Origin of the sequence: Streptomyces sp. NPDC127038 (genome assembly GCF_042725875.1) — a bacterium.
Classification (GTDB): Bacteria; Actinomycetota; Actinomycetes; order Streptomycetales; family Streptomycetaceae; genus Streptomyces.
In genome coordinates this window covers 1-15375 of the sequence record NZ_JBHXDQ010000070.1, presented here as the reverse complement: position 1 = coordinate 15375, position 15375 = coordinate 1, and the positions used below count along the sequence as shown (strand labels likewise).

At 73.7% G+C, this 15375-nt stretch carries 17 protein-coding genes; 6 read left to right on the top strand and 11 right to left on the bottom strand.

The annotated features are described in order from the left end of the window. Nucleotides 1-12: 12 nt before the first annotated feature. Complete coding sequence (locus tag ACFWI4_RS33995; protein ID WP_387204298.1) at nucleotides 13-768, top strand: SDR family oxidoreductase; 756 nt, start codon at nucleotides 13-15, stop codon at nucleotides 766-768. A gap of 355 nt (nucleotides 769-1123) precedes the next feature. Here ACFWI4_RS33995 and amaP read toward each other — a convergent pair whose 3' ends face one another. From amaP to ACFWI4_RS33970, 5 genes are all read right to left on the bottom strand, one after another. Then, nucleotides 1124-1702, bottom strand: a complete 579-nt coding sequence (gene amaP / locus ACFWI4_RS33990; RefSeq protein WP_385405425.1) for an alkaline shock response membrane anchor protein AmaP — start codon at nucleotides 1700-1702, stop codon at nucleotides 1124-1126. A gap of 5 nt (nucleotides 1703-1707) precedes the next feature. Next, complete coding sequence (locus tag ACFWI4_RS33985) at nucleotides 1708-2400, bottom strand: DUF6286 domain-containing protein (protein WP_387204295.1); 693 nt, start codon at nucleotides 2398-2400, stop codon at nucleotides 1708-1710. Next, a complete protein-coding gene (locus ACFWI4_RS33980) occupies nucleotides 2397-2819 on the bottom strand; it encodes an Asp23/Gls24 family envelope stress response protein (RefSeq protein WP_387204292.1) in 423 nt (140 codons plus the stop codon). Before ACFWI4_RS33980 ends, ACFWI4_RS33985 begins: the two co-directional genes overlap by 4 nt. Nucleotides 2820-2822: 3 nt before the next feature. Further along, the gene (locus ACFWI4_RS33975) at nucleotides 2823-3008 is read right to left on the bottom strand and encodes a hypothetical protein (RefSeq protein WP_385405432.1); all 186 of its coding nucleotides are present in this window, start codon (nucleotides 3006-3008) and stop codon (nucleotides 2823-2825) included. 84 nt (nucleotides 3009-3092) lie between these two features. After that, nucleotides 3093-3578: an Asp23/Gls24 family envelope stress response protein gene (locus ACFWI4_RS33970; RefSeq protein ID WP_385405435.1), complete on the bottom strand. Its 486-nt coding sequence runs from the start codon at nucleotides 3576-3578 to the stop codon at nucleotides 3093-3095. Nucleotides 3579-3665: 87 nt separating this feature from the next. Here ACFWI4_RS33970 and ACFWI4_RS33965 point away from each other — a divergent pair, with 87 nt between their 5' ends. Beyond that, entirely contained in the window at nucleotides 3666-4439 is a 774-nt protein-coding gene (locus ACFWI4_RS33965; RefSeq protein ID WP_387204287.1) for a nucleopolyhedrovirus P10 family protein, read from the top strand. A 354-nt stretch (nucleotides 4440-4793) separates the two neighbouring features. Here ACFWI4_RS33965 and ACFWI4_RS33960 read toward each other — a convergent pair whose 3' ends face one another. From ACFWI4_RS33960 to ACFWI4_RS33950, 3 genes are all read right to left on the bottom strand, one after another. After that, nucleotides 4794-5597, bottom strand: a complete 804-nt coding sequence (locus ACFWI4_RS33960) for an enoyl-CoA hydratase/isomerase family protein (protein ID WP_387204285.1) — start codon at nucleotides 5595-5597, stop codon at nucleotides 4794-4796. 145 nt (nucleotides 5598-5742) lie between these two features. After that, nucleotides 5743-5964, bottom strand: a complete 222-nt coding sequence (locus ACFWI4_RS33955; protein WP_006123601.1) for a helix-turn-helix domain-containing protein — start codon at nucleotides 5962-5964, stop codon at nucleotides 5743-5745. 373 nt (nucleotides 5965-6337) lie between these two features. Continuing rightward, nucleotides 6338-7936: an ABC-F family ATP-binding cassette domain-containing protein gene (locus ACFWI4_RS33950; protein WP_385405442.1), complete on the bottom strand. Its 1599-nt coding sequence runs from the start codon at nucleotides 7934-7936 to the stop codon at nucleotides 6338-6340. Nucleotides 7937-8204: 268 nt separating this feature from the next. Here ACFWI4_RS33950 and ACFWI4_RS33945 point away from each other — a divergent pair, with 268 nt between their 5' ends. Beyond that, nucleotides 8205-9095 carry a neutral zinc metallopeptidase gene (locus ACFWI4_RS33945; RefSeq protein ID WP_387204281.1) on the top strand — a complete coding sequence of 297 codons (891 nt, stop codon included), beginning with the start codon at nucleotides 8205-8207 and terminating at the stop codon, nucleotides 9093-9095. A 95-nt stretch (nucleotides 9096-9190) separates the two neighbouring features. Then, nucleotides 9191-9604: a VOC family protein gene (locus ACFWI4_RS33940; RefSeq protein WP_385405447.1), complete on the top strand. Its 414-nt coding sequence runs from the start codon at nucleotides 9191-9193 to the stop codon at nucleotides 9602-9604. A gap of 51 nt (nucleotides 9605-9655) precedes the next feature. On the opposite strand, the gene ACFWI4_RS33935 is transcribed toward ACFWI4_RS33940, so the two are convergent. From ACFWI4_RS33935 to ACFWI4_RS33925, 3 genes are all read right to left on the bottom strand, one after another. Then, nucleotides 9656-11065: a hypothetical protein gene (locus tag ACFWI4_RS33935; protein ID WP_387204278.1), complete on the bottom strand. Its 1410-nt coding sequence runs from the start codon at nucleotides 11063-11065 to the stop codon at nucleotides 9656-9658. A gap of 202 nt (nucleotides 11066-11267) precedes the next feature. Beyond that, entirely contained in the window at nucleotides 11268-12395 is a 1128-nt protein-coding gene (locus ACFWI4_RS33930; protein WP_387204275.1) for an alpha/beta hydrolase family protein, read from the bottom strand. A gap of 138 nt (nucleotides 12396-12533) precedes the next feature. Then, the gene (locus ACFWI4_RS33925) at nucleotides 12534-13265 is read right to left on the bottom strand and encodes a class II aldolase/adducin family protein (protein WP_387204273.1); all 732 of its coding nucleotides are present in this window, start codon (nucleotides 13263-13265) and stop codon (nucleotides 12534-12536) included. Nucleotides 13266-13759: 494 nt separating this feature from the next. Between ACFWI4_RS33925 and ACFWI4_RS33920 the strand changes: the two genes are divergently transcribed. Then, on the top strand, nucleotides 13760-14998 hold the full coding sequence (locus ACFWI4_RS33920; RefSeq protein WP_387204270.1) for an anion permease: 1239 nt from the start codon (nucleotides 13760-13762) through the stop codon (nucleotides 14996-14998). Nucleotides 14999-15017: 19 nt separating this feature from the next. After that, the gene (locus tag ACFWI4_RS33915) at nucleotides 15018-15236 is read left to right on the top strand and encodes a hypothetical protein (RefSeq protein WP_385405459.1); all 219 of its coding nucleotides are present in this window, start codon (nucleotides 15018-15020) and stop codon (nucleotides 15234-15236) included. Nucleotides 15237-15375 lie beyond the last annotated feature (139 nt).

Sequence of the window (15375 nt, the reverse complement as noted above, 5' to 3'; positions counted from 1 at the left end):
GAGGATGGGGCCATGGATCTTGGACTGAAGGATCGTGTGTACGTCGTCACGGGAGCGACCCGGGGCCTCGGCAACGCCGCCGCGCGCGAACTCGTCGCCGACGGCGCCAAGGTGGTCGTCACCGGGCGCGACGAGAAGAGCGCGGCCGACGCCGCCTCCGCGCTCGGCCCGAACGCGGTCGGGGTCGCGGCGGACAACGGCGCCGCGGAGACCCCGGCCCGGCTGATCGCCGCCGCCCGCGAGCACTTCGGCGGCTTCGACGGCATCCTGATCAGCGTCGGCGGGCCGCCGCCCGGGTTCGCCGCGGACAACACCGACGAGCAGTGGATGGTGGCGTTCGAGTCGGTCTTCCTCGGCGCGGTCCGCCTGGCCCGCGCGGCCGCCGGGGAACTCGGCGAGGGCGGTGTCATCGGCTTCGTGCTCTCCGGCTCGGTGCACGAGCCGATCCCCGGGCTCACCATCTCCAACGGTCTGCGGCCGGGCCTCGCAGGGTTCGCCAAGTCCCTCGCGAACGAGCTGGGCCCGCGCGGCATCCGTGTCGTCGGACTCCTGCCGTCCCGCATCGACACCGACCGCGTGCGCCAGCTGGACGGGCTGTCCGCCGACCCCGAGGCCACCCGCGCGGCCAACGAGGCCCGTATCCCGCTGCGCCGCTACGGCGCCCCGGAGGAGTTCGGCCGCGCCGCCGCGTTCCTGCTCTCCCCCGCCGCGTCCTACCTCAGCGGCATCATGCTGCCGGTGGACGGCGGGATGCGGGGCGGGTTCTAGGGCCCCTGCTCGGGGTACGCCGCGACGCGCGGCCCGGTACCGGAGCCCACGGCGGGGCGCAGGCGGGACGCCTGGGCGGGTTCGCGGCACGGGCGGGGCACGGCGGGACGCCTGGGCGGGTTTCGCGACCCGGGCGGGGCGCGGCGGGACGCCCGGGCGGGTTCTGAGGCCCCTGCGCGGGGTACGGCGCGACGCACGGCCCGGTACCGGAACCCTGGCGGGGCGCGGCGGGACGCCTGGGGTGTTTCGAGACACGGGCGGGGCGCGGGCGGGACGCCTGGGCGGGTTCGCGACACGGGCGAGGCGCGCCGTGAACCACCGCGCCGGTTCCGGACCCCGCGCGGCCCCCGGCCTGTCACGTCACGCGTTCGGCGCGGTGCTTGACGCCGCGCAGCCGTACCTCCGCCGGGAGCGCGGCCAGGCCGGCCGAGTCCCGGGCGTGGGCGAGGGCCTCCACGGTCAGCAGCCGCAGCGCCTGCCCGGGGTCCACATGGGGTTCCAGCAGGAGTCTCACCCGGGCCTCGGGGCGGCCGCGGCGCCCGGTCAGCCGGACGTTCGCGTGCTCGACGCCGTCGAGCCGGGCCGACTCGGCGGCCAGTACGCCCTCCAGCGCCCGTCCGCGCAGCAGCGCGCTCGCGCCGTCGCCGGTGTCGACGAGCACGTCGGCGAGCCGCCGGCGCCGCACGACGGCGACCAGCCACCACAGGGCGAGCAGCAGGAGCACCGCGAGCGCGGCGATGACGGCCGGCCACCACCAGCCCTGGTCCCGCCACTTGGTCCGTTCGGCGGTGCTGAGGAGCACGTCGTGCCGTCCGTCGTGGATCCACCACGACGGCGGCCGCACCCCGAGTCCGACGGCGAGCACGGAGCCGCCGAGGACGAGCAGCACGAGCCCGGTGAGGCCGATCAGTACGCGGTTGACGATCCGCAGCACGGATCTCACCCCTTCCGTCGGGGCCGCGCGACATGCACCGACAGGGCCGGCGAGCGGGCCAGTCCCAGTCCCTCGATGCCGTCGGCGAGCGTGGTGTCGAGGTCGGCGCGCACCTCGTCGAGTTCCCGGAAGTGGGACAGCGCGCGGACGTCGACCTTGCGCCGCTTCACGCGCACGCGGACCGACTGCACCCCGGCGACCTCCATGGCCCGGTCGCGGAGCGCCATCGCGGCGGCACCCCGGTGCAGTCCGGCCCGGACGTCCGCGTGGGTGCGCCGCATCGGCAGCACGTCCCGCAGTCCCGGTGTGGCGGCGAGGACGATCAGCCAGAGTCCGATCGCGGCGGCGATCCCGGCGCCGACGAGGACCGCCGTGTCGTCGAGCGGCCGTTCGGCGAGCTGCCGGGCCAGCCAGGTCCGCCAGTACAGCGCGGTGCGTCCGGCGCGTACGGCCACGACGTCGTACAGGAAGGCACCGGCCGCGACGAGGAGCAGGAGCGCGAGGATCCCGGCCGGAACGCGGCGGGCGGACCAGAACCTGCCCTGGCGGCCGTCGTCGTCACCGGTGGTGCCCAGCGGTTCGTAGGCGGCGGCGGAGGCGGACTGCCCGAGGGCACCCGCGCCGTCGCCGCTTCCCGGATCCGGCTTCTCCAGTACGGGTGTCTTGCGGGTGTCGTCGGAGCCCTGGGGCTCGCTCATCGCGTCCTCCCCTTCAGCGCGCCGGACTCGTGTGCCAGATGCAGCCGCTCCACCTGGACGGCGACCTCGGGCACTTCCATTCCCGCCAACGCCTCTACCCGCTCGGTGACATGACGACGCACCTCGCCGCACTGGGCCCCGATGTCGACGGGGTAGCCGAGTTCGAGGCTGACCCGGATCCGGGCGCTGTGCGTCGGGGTGCCGTCCGCGCCGCCGGAGTCGGGGGCCTGCCGGCGCACGACGACCGTCGCGTGCGGGGGCACCGCGTCGGGGGGCAGCGGGGGCAGGGCCTCGCGTGCCGCCCGCGACGCGATCTTCGCGACGACACGGTCGGCGATCCGGGTGGCGCCCCGATCGGGGGGTGGGACGGTCGTGAGGCCCGGCCCGGTCTCACCGGGCCGGTCGGTCTGACCTGGCACGCGTCACCGCCGCCGGTCGTCACGGGCGCGGAAGAAGTCGCCGATGTCCAGATCCCCCTCCAGGAACCGTCCGACGACGAACCCGACGGCCCCCAGGGCGGCCACCAGGAGGAAGGCGCCGAATCCGCCGAAGTACCCGGCGAAGGCCAGCGCCATTCCGGCGATCATGCCGATCACGGCCAAGCTCATGGTGCTCTCCTCAGCAGTCGGTGGCCGCGTGATCACTCATGGTGCGGTGGCCGGGGAGCCCGGCGCCCTCCGGTGGCCCCGGGGTCACTGGAGCCGTGACTCCGGCTCCTCGTCCTCTTCATCGGGGAGCTTCACATCACTCACCGCGATGTTGACCTCCACCACTTCGAGGCCTGTCATGCGCTCGACGGCGGAGATGACGTTCTCGCGCACGGCGCGGGCGACGTCGGAGATCGACACGCCGTAGTCGACGACGATCTCCAGGTCGAGCGCCGTCTGGAGCTCGCCGACCTCGGCCTTCACACCCCGGGTCACGGACTTGGTGGAACCGCCCGGCACCCGGTCGCGTACCGCTCCGAAGGTCCGGCTCAGTCCGCTGCCCATCGTGTGGACGCCGACCACGTCCCGGGCGGCGAGCCCGGCGATCTTCTCCACGACACCGTCGGCGATCGTGGTCCGTCCCCGGGTGGCCGGGTCACCGCCGCCGCGCCTGGTGGGCTTGCGGGTCTGCTGCTGCTCCTTCTCGGTGTCGGGGCTGTCCGTCCGGTTCCGCTCGGTCATGTCGGTCATCGCCGTACGTCCCTTTCGGTCGTCCTCCTCTGCTCACAGTAGGTCGGGTCGCGCGGTCGCGCGCCGTGGATGCGGCAGGCTGGAGCAATGACGGCTGACCGGTGGACGCAAGCGGTACGGCAGCAGCTCGGGCTCGGCAGGCTCCTGCCGCTGGGTCTGGCGCTCGACGGCGCATGGATCACGGAGGAGGCGGCCGCGTCGGTGCTGCGGCGGGAGACGGCGGGCCTCGCGGGGGTACGGCTCGGGGCGCTGCGGATCGCGCTCGCCGACCCGGAGTCGGCCGGCGCACCCGCCGTACCGCCGCCGCCCAGCGCGCTGCCGCCCGGTCCGCTGCGCGTCACCGCGGAGTTCGGGGCCTCGGCGGATCCCACGGCCCCGGGCGCCGAACCCCTTCCGGCCGTCGCGGCCCGGCTTCGGCTGACCGTGGTGTCCGCCGCGACCCGGCTCCTCGGCCTCGACGTCGGCGAGGTGGACCTGCGGGTGACGGACCTGCTGGAGGAGGTCGGGGCCGAGGCGCCCGCGGCGCAACCGGCCGGTGACGCGAAGGCGGCGCCCGTGCCGAGGGACCCCGAGGAGGCCCGGATCGCGTCGGCGGTTCTGGCCGTCCCGGGGGTCACCCGTCTGACGGACTCCCTGGGCCGTCCGGTCCACGTCGAGAGCGCGCCGCCGGCCACGGAGCCCGCCCTGCCGCGCCGTCATGTCCGCGTCGAGCTGGAGGTCTCCGGGGACGAGCGCGCGGTGGACGTGGCACGGGCGGTCAGGACCGCGGTCACCGAGACCGCACAGGACACCCCGTCCGTGGCGGTACTGGTGACGTCCGTGACGACCGCGAGCCCCGACATTTGCCCGACGGGAAGGTGACGGACGCCCGGTGACGGGCCCGGGACGGAACGCGTGGTTCCCGGCGCCCGGGGCGCCGGTACCGGGGAGAGCGCCCGCACCGTGGCGGTCACCCGGCGACACCGGGTGCGCACCGTGGCGGGCCCCCGGCGATCCCTGGTGCCCCGCCACCAACGGGCGTGGGCGAAGGGGCGGGTGCGCGCCCGGGACGGAATGCGTGGTTACCGGCGCCCGGGGCACCGGCACCCGGGAGAGCGCCCGCACCGTGGCGGGGCACCCGGCAGCACCGGGTGCGCACCGTGGCGGTCACCCGGCAGCACCGGGTTCCCGCCACGAACGGGCATGGGCGAGAGGGCGGGTGCGCGCCCGGACGGGCTATTCGCCGACGCCCGCGAGGTCGCGGAGCCTGCGGGCCTGGGCGGCCCGCTCGGCGGTGCGCTGCTCCTCGTACGACCGCTCCGGGGCCCCGCGCAGCAGTGCCTTCGTCTCGATCACGGCGTCCCGCGGCGCGGCCAGCAGCGCCGCGGACAGGTCGGCGACCGCCGCGTCGAGCTGACCGGCGGGCACGGCGAGGTTGGCGAGCCCGGTGCGCTCAGCCTCCTCGGCCAGGACGAAGCGGCCCGTGGCGCAGATCTCCAGCGCACGGGCGTAGCCGACGAGGCCGACGAGCGGGTGCGTCCCCGTGAGGTCCGGCACCAGACCGAGGCTGGTCTCGCGCATGGCGAACTGCACGTCGTCGGCGACGACGCGCAGGTCACAGGCGAGCGCGAGCTGGAACCCGGCACCGATGGCGTGCCCCTGCACGGCGGCGATGGACACGATGTCGCTGCGCCGCCACCAGGTGAACGCCTCCTGGTACTCGGCGATGGTCGCGTCGAGTTCGGCGTCCGAGCCGCGCGCGAGGTCGATGAACGACGGTTCCCCGTCGAAGCCCTCGGGCGTGAACGCCTGGCGGTCGAGCCCCGCCGAGAAGGACTGGCCCTCGGCCCGCAGCACGACCACACGGACGGAGCCCGGCAGTGACCGCCCGGCCTGCGTCAAGGCCCGCCAGAGAGCGGGACTCTGGGCATTGCGCTTGGCCGGATTGGTCAGCGTCACCGTGGCGGTCGCGCCGTCGACGGTGAGCCGTACGCCGTCCTGGTCGAGTACGGGGTCGAGATCCTTGTCGAGCGAAGCCATGGGGTGCCTCCGATGGGTGCGGTCGGATCAGACGCGCGCCTCGCGAAGACACGAGGAACGCACCTAAGTGACTGCACAGTAACCACCCGGTCGGTCACCCGACCGACCGGGTGGTCACCACCGAAGCCGATGGGGACGCCCGGCCTCAGGCCGAGGCGGCCTTCTTGCCCCGCGTCGCACCGCCACGCCCTCGGAGCGTGACACCCGACTCACTGAGCATCCGGTGCACGAAGCCATACGAGCGGCCGGTCTCTTCGGCCAGCGCTCGGATGCTCGCACCGGAGTCGTACTTCTTCTTCAGGTCTGCCGCGAGCTTGTCGCGCGCGGCGCCGGTAACCCGGCTGCCCTTCTTCAGAGTCTCGGCCACCCGGTCCTCCTCATGGGAAGTGCGCTCTGGACTCTCATGATCACCCCTTTCGGGCGTCATGGCCACCCATTCGGCAAGGTCCGTAAGACAAGGTTTTGACGACAGGAGTCCGTCCCCACGAGTGGAATCAAGAATTCCGGGTGGCGCCGCCGGTGCGGCCGAACGGGTTCCTCCACGAAGTACCTGGTCAGCGACGCAGAACGGCCGAGCCCTTGGGAACAAAGGACTCGGCCGTGAAATCGATGTACGACACACCCCGGTACGAGGAGATCTCACACAGATGATGGATCACGGATCGGCCGAATGATCCATACGCAGTGGATCAGCCAATCGATCACGGGGTGCGGGCCCCTTCCGGGAGGCCGCGCGGGGCTCAGGCGAGGGCCACCAGGTCGGCGTAGTCGGCGCCCCACAGGTCCTCGACGCCGTCCGGCAGCAGGATGATCCGCTCCGGCTGGAGCGCCTCGACGGCACCCTCGTCGTGGGTGACGAGGACGACGGCTCCCTTGTAGGTGCGCAGCGCGCCGAGGATCTCCTCGCGGCTGGCCGGGTCGAGGTTGTTCGTCGGCTCGTCGAGCAGCAGGACGTTCGCGGACGAGACCACGAGGGTCGCGAGCGCGAGGCGGGTCTTCTCGCCGCCGGAGAGCACACCGGCCGGCTTGTCGACGTCGTCGCCGGAGAACAGGAACGAGCCGAGGGTCTTGCGGACCTCGACCAGGTCCAGGTCGGGGGCGGCGGAGCGCATGTTCTCCAGGACCGTGCGCTCGGGGTCGAGGGTCTCGTGCTCCTGCGCGTAGTAGCCGAGCTTCAGGCCGTGGCCCTCGACGACCTCGCCGGTGTCGGGCTTCTCGGCACCGCCGAGGAGCCGCAGCAGCGTCGTCTTGCCGGCGCCGTTCAGACCGAGGATGACGACCCGGGAGCCCTTGTCGATGGCCAGGTCGACGTCGGTGAAGATCTCCAGGGATCCGTACGACTTCGACAGGCCCTCGGCCATGAGCGGGGTCTTGCCGCAGGGCGCGGGCTCCGGGAAGCGCAGCTTGGCGACCTTGTCGGAGATCCGCACGGACTCCAGGCCGGAGAGCAGCCGGTCCGCGCGCTTGGCCATGTTCTGCGCGGCGACCGTCTTGGTGGCCTTGGCGCGCATCTTGTCGGCCTGCGCGTTCAGCGCGGCGGCCTTCTTCTCGGCGTTCTGGCGCTCGCGCTTGCGGCGCTTCTCGTCGGCCTCGCGCTGCTGCTGGTAGAGCTTCCAGCCCATGTTGTAGACGTCGATGGTGGCGCGGTTGGCGTCGAGGTAGAACACCTTGTTCACGACCGTCTCGACCAGGTCGACGTCGTGGGAGATCACGATGAAGCCGCCGCGGTAGGTCTTCAGGTAGTCGCGCAGCCAGACGATGGAGTCGGCGTCGAGGTGGTTCGTCGGCTCGTCGAGCAGCAGGGTGTCGGCGTCCGAGAACAGGATGCGGGCCAGCTCGATACGGCGGCGCTGACCGCCCGAGAGCGTGTGCAGGGGCTGTCCGAGCACCCGGTCGGGCAGGTTGAGCGCGGCGGCGATGGTCGCGGCCTCGGCCTCGGCGGAGTACCCGCCCTTGGTCAGGAACTCCGTCTCCTGGCGCTCGTACTGCCGCATGGCCTTCTCGCGGGTGGCGCCGGAGCCGTTGGCGATCCGCTGCTCGTTCTCGCGCATCTTGCGGATGAGGACGTCGAGGCCGCGGGCCGACAGGACGCGGTCGCGGGCGAGGACGTCGAGGTCGCCGGTGCGCGGGTCCTGCGGGAGGTAGCCGACCTCGCCGGAGCGGGCGACGGTTCCGCCCGCGGGCTGGCCCTCGCCCGCGAGGACCTTGGTCAGGGTCGTCTTGCCCGCGCCGTTGCGGCCGACCAGGCCGATGCGGTCGCCCTTCGTGATGCGGAAGGTGGCGGACTCGATGAGGATGCGGGCACCGGCGCGCAGCTCGATACCGGAGGCGGAGATCACGGACAGACTCCAGAGCGGGATGGGAGGCGGGGTGGGCGGCTGAGGCGTTCCCGCCGTCTAGTGCGCGAGGAGAATGGCCATGGGCCAAGTCTAACGGGGCGGTGCAACCACTTTTGCGGTGTGCGGGCGTCCGGGACTGTGACACTCGCCCCCTCGCGGGGGCCGGCGGGGTGCCCGGGCGGGTGTCGCCCGTTCGGACCGCGGGCCGGGGCCGGGGTGCCCGGGGCGTACGAGGATGGCGCCACGGAGCGACGAAAGCGGTGTGCTCATGCAGTTCGACGACGACGCCGGTCTGGACACCTCCGAGGTGCAAGACCGGCGTGGCAGTCGCGTCCCGGGCGGCCGGGCGACCATCGGCGGCGGTGTCGCCGGTCTCGTCGCCCTGATCCTCGGACTGCTCTTCGGGGTGGGTCCCGACCAGCTGGGGCTCTCCTCGGGCGGCGACCAGCCCGGCGCGACCGCCTCCTCCCTGGGGCAGGTGCAGCGGACCTGCCGGACCGGACGGGACGCCAACGCCCGGGAGGACTGCCGGACCGTGGCCGTGGTCAACAGCGTCCAGGACTACTGGACCCGTGAGTTCGCCCGTCGGGGCGGCACCTACGGCCCCGCCCCGACGGTGTTCTTCACCGGCAGGGTGAACACGGCGTGCGGCACCGCGTCGTCGGCCGTCGGGCCCTTCTACTGCCCGGCCGACCGCAAGGTCTATCTGGACCTGGGCTTCTTCGACGACCTCCGGACGAAGTTCGGCTCCGGCGGCGGACCGTTCGCGCAGGCCTATGTCGTGGCGCACGAGTACGGGCATCACGTGCAGAACCTGACGGGCACGCTGGCCCGGGCGCAGGACGGCGTGACCGGCGCGAACAGCAACTCGGTGCGGACGGAGCTCCAGGCCGACTGCTACGCGGGGGTGTGGGCGCGGCACGCCACCACCACCCCGTCCTCGTCGACGGGCAGGCCGTTGCTGACCTCGCTGACGGACGCCGACATCCATGACGGTCTCGACGCGGCGGCGGCGGTCGGCGACGACCGGATCCAGGCGAGGTACCAGAGCCGGGTGACGCCGGAGACCTGGACCCACGGGTCGGCGAAACAGCGGCAGCAGTGGTTCTACCAGGGGTTCACCAGCGGTGACATGGCGCAGTGCAACACGTTCCGGTGAGCCGGGCCGCCGGGCCGGGGGCGTTGTCGGTGGCCGGTGCCAGACTGGGCAGCGGATCGAAATCCGGGAGTTCGTCACAGGACGGAGTGATCGGTATGGCCGGCACGAACGGCGCGCGCCCGAGCATCTACCCCTCGATGCTGTACGCGGACGCGAAGGCGGCGATCAGGCAGCTCACGGAGGCCTTCGGCTTCACCGAGCTGGCCGTCTACGAGGGTGAGGACGGCTCGGTGATGCACGCCGAGCTGGTGCAGGGCAACGGCGCGGTGATGCTCGGGTCCAAGGGACGCGGCGGCCGCTTCGACGAGGCGATGAAGAGCGCGGGCCCGTGCGGGGTGTACATCGTCGTGGACGACGTGGACGCGCACCACCAGCGGGCCGTGGACCACGGCGCGGAGATCCTGATGGCCCCGACCGACCAGGACTACGGCTCGCGGGACTACATGGCCCGCGATCTCGAGGGCAACATCTGGAGCTTCGGCACGTACGCCCCGGAGATAGGCGCGTAGGGCAGCTCCGGGGCCCGGCCGGCCGCGCTTCCGGGCGGCCGGGCGGTCCGGTCAGCTTCCGCCGGTGTGCACCTGGAACGCGGCCCGGCGTACGGCCTTGGCGAGCGCCGGGTCCGGGTGGGCCGCGGCGAGCGCGACCAGGACCTGCACCGTGCGCGGGTGCCCGACCGCCCGCACCTCGTCGAGGAGCGCGGGCACGGTGGGCTGCACCGCGGACTCCAGATGGCGCACGAGGAGCGGGGCCTCGCCGTGGTCGGCGACGGCGGCCGCGGTGTCGACCCACAGCCAGGTGGACTCGGCGCGGGTGAGGACCTCGTGGGCGTCCTCGGGGTCGTAGCCGTCGTGCTCGGCGAGCCAGAGCAGGGCGTAGGGGCGCAGCGGGGTCTCCTCGACCACGGCGCGCACATCCGGTTCGGCGGGGGCGCCGACCACGCGCAGCGCCTCGAAGGCGAGGCCGCGGGTGAGGGCGTCCTCGCCGCGGGCCGCGGCGATCAGTTCCGTGACGGCGCCGCCGACCGTGCGGGCGGCGAGCCAGGCCCGGTACTCGGCGCGGGCGGCGTTGGGGCGGAGCTGGGCGCAGCCGCGGAGCATGTCCTCGGCGGACTGCTCGATGTTCCCGGCGGGGCTCTGGGCGGCGACGCAGATCTGCTCCAGCTTGACCCAGACCGCCCAGCTGCCGAGCGCGGTGAGGGTGGCCTGTCCCTCGTCGCGGGTCAGCGCGCCGACGGAGGCGAGGGCCTCCAGGGCCCATTCGAGGAGCGGGGCGAGGGGGGCGTCCGGGACCTCGGCGGGCTCCGGGGCGGGGTCCGTCGCGGGGTCGGGGCCGTAGGAGATCTCGCAGCGCTCGGTGCGCAGCTCCGTGACCCGCTGCCCGAGGAGGTCGAGCAGCTGTTCCACGGGGACGGGCCCGGCGGAGAGCTGGAGGAAGGAGAGGACCTGGGGCATCGCGGAGACGACCTCGGCGACGGCCCCGGGCTCGCGGTCCGCCGGTTCGGGGTACGCGAGGGACCAGGCGTCGAAGAGGGCGACCCAGCCGCGCAGGACGGCGCTGTCGTCGCGGCTCCAGGCGCGCAGTCGCCAGCCGGGGCGGGCGTCGCCGCCGTGCACCTCGATGAGGCCGGCCAGGCGGGCGGTGTCCCAGTCGGCGCGGACCTGGACGGTGGTCAGTCCGAGGTCCGCGGCGGCCCGTTCGGCGGTGGCGTCGGAGAGGGTGCCCTTGCCGTCGGGGTTCGCGCCGTCGCGCCCCGGGCCCAGGGCGGCGTCGGCCCAGCGGGCCACGCGGGCCGCGTCGGACAGGCCGGTGCGCGCCATGCGGGCGAGTTCGGCCGGCGGCGGTGTGCCTTCCGGCGGTCGCGGTGCGGGGCGGCGGGTGCGGCGCTGGGTCACCGCTCGGGGGGCGGTCGCGAGGGACCGCGGGCTGACGAGTCGGAGCCTGGAGTCGCGCGGGTTACGGGACGTCACGGGTGCAGTCTTGCGGTTGACAGTCCGAAAACCCAAACGGAATGCCCTCGCAGGCCACGGGGGCGGCGGGAGCGGGGCCCCGGCGGGGTGCCCGGCAGGCGGGAAAGCGGGCCGGGCGGAGCGGCCGGGACCCCGGCCGGAAGCGGGTTCCCCGCGTCGGCCCGCGGGCCGTGGCGGTCGGCGTCCGGTGGGGTGCCGCGGGCTACATGAGGGGGGTGAGGAAGCGGCGCAGTGCCTCTTCGTAGGCCGCCGGTCCCGCGTTCCACATGGCGCCGTGCGGGGCGTCGGGGACGGTGAGCAGGGTGACGAGGTCGGGGCGGCTCGCGGCGAGGCGGCGGGAGGCGCCCCAGGGGGCAATGCGGTCGTCCGGGCCGTGCACCAGCAGGGTGGGCACCTTGACCTGGTCGGGGTGCGCGGCGTGCGCGATGCGGTCTCCGCGGACGCCGGTGCGGCCCTGCGCCGCGCGGACAGCGAGCGGCAGCAGGAAGCCCGGGGTGTGGCGGGCGCCGGCGAGGGCGCGCAGCGTGGTCTCCCAGTCGAGGACGGGCGAGTCCAGGACGAGTCCGGAGATCCGCTCGCGCAGCGCGGAGTGGGCGGCGGCGCGCAGGGCCATGGTGGCGCCGGTGGACCAGCCGTAGAGGACGACGCGTTCGGCGCCGAACCGCACGGCGTAGCGGATCGCCGCGTCGAGGTCGCGCCACTCCGTCTCGCCGAGGTGGTTCAGGCCGTCCGGCGGGCGGGGTGCCCCGAGGTCGCCGCGGTAGGCCAGGTCGAGGACGGGGAAGTGCCGGTCGTTCAGGAACCCCATCAGGTTCATGGGGTGTTCCCGGGTGGCGCCCAGGCCGTGGACGGTGATGACCCAGGTGTCGCGGACCGCGGGCACGAACCAGGCGGGCAGGGCTCCGAGTTCTCCGGGCACGTCGACGTCGGCGTGTTCGAGTCCGAGCGCGGACCCGGGGTCGCCGACGTACAGGTTGGGGGTGAGCCACACCTTGTCGCCGGGCTCCAGGGAGCCGTGCGTGACGCGTTCCAGGGTGCGGACCACGGTGTCGGCGGTGTGGGGCACGGAGTTCTGGAGCGGGCCGACGACCGCGTGCGAGCCGTCGCCGGCGAGGCCGTAGGTCCCGGGGCGCCGGGAGGCGAGGGCTCGGGTGAGGGTGATCCCGCCGGCCGTCGTGGCGTGCACGGTGAGCCGGGGTTCGGTGGGCAGGGGTTTGCCGGGTCTCGTCTTCAGCGCGGCGTCGCTGGCGAACCGGCCCGCCGCCACGGAGGCCGCGCCCGCGGCTATGGCTACGGTGACGGCCGCTGCCGTGGCTCTTAGGGTGCGCACCCGACCAGTTTCCCGGGGTAGCGGGTCATCGGCCAGCGGGAGCGCCTCCAGGGGTGACGGCCGGGCGCTCACGGGGCTCACGGACGCACCGGTCCTCCCCCGCCCGAAGCGGCGCGGCCGGGACGCCGGGGCGGGGGCTCAGGTCTGCTGGCCGTACCCCTTCAGGCGCTCTCCCGCCTCGGTGAGCTGCTCCGGGGAGAGGAGGGCGGGCGTGAGGCCGGGGACCGAGGAGGCCAGGAGCCAGACGCGGCACATCCATTCCAGCTGGGCCGTGCGGTCGTACGCCTGGTCGAGCGAGGCCCCGTGGGCGAGGGTGCCGTGGTTCCGCAGGAGGCAGGCGGTGCGGCCGGTCAGCGCCCGGAGCGTGTTCTCGGCCAGTTCCGGTGTGCCGTAGGCCGCGTAGGGGGCGACGCGGACCGGGCCGCCCATGGCCGCCGCCATGTAGTGGACGAGCGGGAGTTCGGGGACGAGGAGCGAGACGGCCGTCGCGTGCGGCGCGTGGGTGTGGACGATCGCCCGCGCCCGCGTCGCGCGGTACACGGCGAGGTGCATGGGCAGTTCGCTGGTCGGGCGCAGCGTGCCGAGGACCTGCCCGCCGTCGAGGCCGACGCCGACGATGTCGTCGGGTGCGAGCCGGTCGTAGGGCACGCCCGTGGGGGTGACGAGGACGGTGTCGCCGACGCGGACCGAGACGTTGCCGGAGGTGCCGACGACCAGGCCGTCGGCGACCGTGCGGCGGGCCGTCGCGACCAGCTCGTCCCAGGCCCGTCGCAGGGCGTCCGGTCCGGCGTCCGGGGGCGGTTCGCCGGGCCCGCCCGTCGTCCGCCGCCGCTCGTGTCCGTCGCGTGCGTCCCCGTGCCGCTCAGTCATGACGCGATCCTGCCAGGCACCGCCCTCCGGACACCTCGTACGGGCGGGCTTCGGGCCGTATACGGTCCGCCAAGGACCCATGGTTGTATGTGATTTGAGTCACATCACACCATCGCGGCACCGGCGCCGCCTCGGCCGGACATTTGCCGCGGATCACACCCCGTGGTCACCCCGCTACATTCCCGCACACACCCGGACCCACCTCGCCGGACACCCTCTCGGGGCCCCGCGACGGTGTGACGACCGCTACAGCCTGGGCGTGACGGGGATCTCGCCGTCTAAACCCCCGTCAGCCCGCGCTCCAGAGCCGGGCCCCGGACCCCAAGCGGAGCACGGAATTCCGAATCCGTTCGAACCCGTCGGATCCGCCCTCGACACAAGCGGAAGGTCGTTCCACCATTCGAGACACCATGGCGCCCGACTCAGTTCACCTTCCGTTCACCCAGGTTGCCTACGTTCCACCTGCCACTGACGTCCAACAGAAGCCTGGGTAAATGGAACACATCACGCTCCTCCTCGGAATCGTGATCGTCACCGCTCTCGTGTTCGATTTCACGAACGGTTTCCACGACACCGCCAACGCGATGGCCACCACCATCTCGACCGGCGCACTCAAGCCGAAGGTCGCGGTGGCCATGTCCGCCGTCCTCAACCTTGTCGGCGCGTTCCTCTCCGTCGAGGTCGCCAACACGATCTCCAAAGGTCTCGTCGACGAGGCGGGCATCCGGCCGGAGGTGATCTTCGCGGCGCTCGTCGGCGCGATCCTCTGGAACCTGGTGACGTGGCTCGTCGGACTCCCGTCCAGCTCCTCGCACGCCCTCATGGGCGGCCTGGTCGGCGCCACCATCGCCTCCGCGGGCACCGGCGCGGTGCACGGGGACGTCCTGGTCGGCAAGGTGCTCCTGCCCGCCGTCGCGGCCCCGATCGTCGCCGGTCTGGCCGCCATGGTCGCCACCCGGCTCTCGTACAAGCTCAGCGGCGACGCCGAGACGAAGGCCACCAAGAAGGGCTACCGCGCCGGCCAGATCGCCTCGGCGGGCCTGGTCTCGCTGGCCCACGGCACCAACGACGCGCAGAAGACGATGGGCATCATCACCCTGGCCCTGGTCGCCGGTGGCGCCGTCGCTCCCGACTCCGACCCGCCGGTCTGGGTCATCCTCAGCGCCGGTCTCGCGATCGCGCTCGGCACCTACCTGGGCGGCTGGCGCATCATCCGCACGATGGGCAAGGGCCTGACCGACCTCCAGCCGCAGCAGGGCTTCGCCGCCCAGACCAGCGCGGCCACGGTCATCCTGGCCTCGTCGCACATCGGCTTCTCCCTCTCCACCACGCACTCGGTCTCCGGTTCCGTGATGGGTGCGGGCCTCGGCCGCAAGGGCGGTGTGGTCCGCTGGTCCACCGCCACCCGCATGGCCGTCGCCTGGGTCCTCACGCTGCCCGCCGCGGCCGTGGTCGGCGCCCTCGCCGAGTGGGTGACCGGTTTCGGCGCCTGGGGCACCGCGCTCGTCGCCGTCTTCCTGGTCGCCTCCAGCTTCGCGATCTGGCGCCGCTCGCGCCGCGAGGTCATCGACCACAACAACGTGAACGACGAGGAGCCCGCCGGTGTGGTGACGCAGGCCATCGCCGCCGTCACCCCTCCCCCGGCCGGCACCGTGGCCGACGGCCTCACGGCCACCATCCCCGCTCCGGCCGAGCCCACGGTGAACCCGTCGGCCCAGTCCCGCGTGGCCTGAGACCCGAAGGAAAAGCAGCATGAACATCGACTGGTCAGCCCTCGGATCCGTCTTCGGGGTCAGCCTCGGAGTGACCGTGGCCCTCGTCGCCCTCTTCACCCTCGGCGTCGCCGGCCTCTCCAAGAAGGAGACGTCCCAGGGCGGTTCCGCGGTCGCGGCCGCCACCGGCGCCTACGTCTGCTTCGCGGCCTGCGCCGCGGCGGTGGCGTACGGCATCTCCCTGATCATCACCAAGTAGCCCGCCGGCGGCCCGAACCGGGTCGCGCCGAGCGGTACCGCGCGTGGGGTGGGGGGGCGGGGAACCGGCCCCCCCCCCCCCCGGTGTTTGGCCCCCCCCCCAGCGGGTTGGGGGCCCCGCGCCCAGCCCAAGGGGGGCG

What these genes read in the sequence shown, in the direction of transcription:
- ACFWI4_RS33995 (WP_387204298.1), top strand. Translation starts at nt 13, where the DNA reads ATGGATCTTGGACTGAAGGATCGTGTGTACGTCGTCACGGGAGCGACC.
- ACFWI4_RS33945 (WP_387204281.1), top strand. Translation starts at nt 8,205, where the DNA reads ATGCAGTTCGACGACGACGCCGGTCTGGACACCTCCGAGGTGCAAGAC.
- ACFWI4_RS33985 (WP_387204295.1), bottom strand. Translation starts at nt 2,400, where the DNA reads ATGAGCGAGCCCCAGGGCTCCGACGACACCCGCAAGACACCCGTACTG.
- ACFWI4_RS33975 (WP_385405432.1), bottom strand. Translation starts at nt 3,008, where the DNA reads ATGAGCTTGGCCGTGATCGGCATGATCGCCGGAATGGCGCTGGCCTTC.
- ACFWI4_RS33925 (WP_387204273.1), bottom strand. Translation starts at nt 13,265, where the DNA reads ATGACTGAGCGGCACGGGGACGCACGCGACGGACACGAGCGGCGGCGG.
- ACFWI4_RS33920 (WP_387204270.1), top strand. Translation starts at nt 13,760, where the DNA reads ATGGAACACATCACGCTCCTCCTCGGAATCGTGATCGTCACCGCTCTC.
- ACFWI4_RS33960 (WP_387204285.1), bottom strand. Translation starts at nt 5,597, where the DNA reads ATGGCTTCGCTCGACAAGGATCTCGACCCCGTACTCGACCAGGACGGC.
- ACFWI4_RS33915 (WP_385405459.1), top strand. Translation starts at nt 15,018, where the DNA reads ATGAACATCGACTGGTCAGCCCTCGGATCCGTCTTCGGGGTCAGCCTC.
- ACFWI4_RS33940 (WP_385405447.1), top strand. Translation starts at nt 9,191, where the DNA reads ATGGCCGGCACGAACGGCGCGCGCCCGAGCATCTACCCCTCGATGCTG.
- ACFWI4_RS33970 (WP_385405435.1), bottom strand. Translation starts at nt 3,578, where the DNA reads ATGACCGACATGACCGAGCGGAACCGGACGGACAGCCCCGACACCGAG.
- ACFWI4_RS33965 (WP_387204287.1), top strand. Translation starts at nt 3,666, where the DNA reads ATGACGGCTGACCGGTGGACGCAAGCGGTACGGCAGCAGCTCGGGCTC.